Origin of the sequence: Nguyenibacter vanlangensis (assembly GCF_013376155.1) — a bacterium.
Taxonomy (GTDB): domain Bacteria; phylum Pseudomonadota; class Alphaproteobacteria; order Acetobacterales; family Acetobacteraceae; genus Gluconacetobacter; species Gluconacetobacter vanlangensis.
Genome location: NZ_JABXXP010001195.1, coordinates 1 through 599, shown reverse-complemented (window position 1 = coordinate 599; position 599 = coordinate 1). Strand labels below are relative to the sequence as shown.

Below are 599 nucleotides of genomic sequence, written 5' to 3'. Positions count from 1 at the left end.
CACCGGCCGGCCCTGCAGCAGGCGGGCGGTCAGGCGGGGAAGGAAGGGCGCCCCGACATGCGTGCCGGGGGTGTGGGCGACAGGCGCCGCGGGGGCGGGATCGGACATCAATGGGCTCGTTTCAGGCCGGATACGGGGGGTGGCGTCATCTCGCGGCCCGGCTCGGCCGCCGCCTGCCTCTTCTGCCGCACCCGGCGCCGGTCGAGAACCGTCGCCAGCCCCCACAGGATCGAAAATCCGATCACATTCACCGCGACCTGCAGCATCCAGCCCGACCCGAACGAGGTGAAGACCAGCCGCGCATACAGGTCGATGACCGTCCCGGCCGCGAAGATTTCGAGCGAATGGCGGCCGAACAGCGCCATCAATCGCCCGAACCGCCCCTCGGCCACGCCCCGCGCCCCGTGCGAGGACTGCACCAGGTAGAAGATCGCCATCACGTCCACCAGCCGCAGCGGGGCCAGCACGCTCTTGTCCGGTGCGGGGATGGCGAAGGGCCGCAGGTCCGGCAGCCCCCACAGCGACCAGGGAAAGACCTCGAAGGCCGACAGCACCAGATAGGCGCCGCACAGGCCGCGCAGCCAGCCGACCGCCGGCAG

At 71.5% G+C, this 599-nt stretch carries 1 protein-coding gene; it reads right to left on the bottom strand.

The window, feature by feature from the left end; all coding sequences use genetic code 11:
* Nucleotides 1-107 precede the first annotated feature (107 nt).
* Nucleotides 108-599 (bottom strand): OpgC domain-containing protein (gene opgC, locus HUK84_RS22070; protein WP_176642025.1); only part of this gene is annotated, 492 nt, incomplete at its 5' end.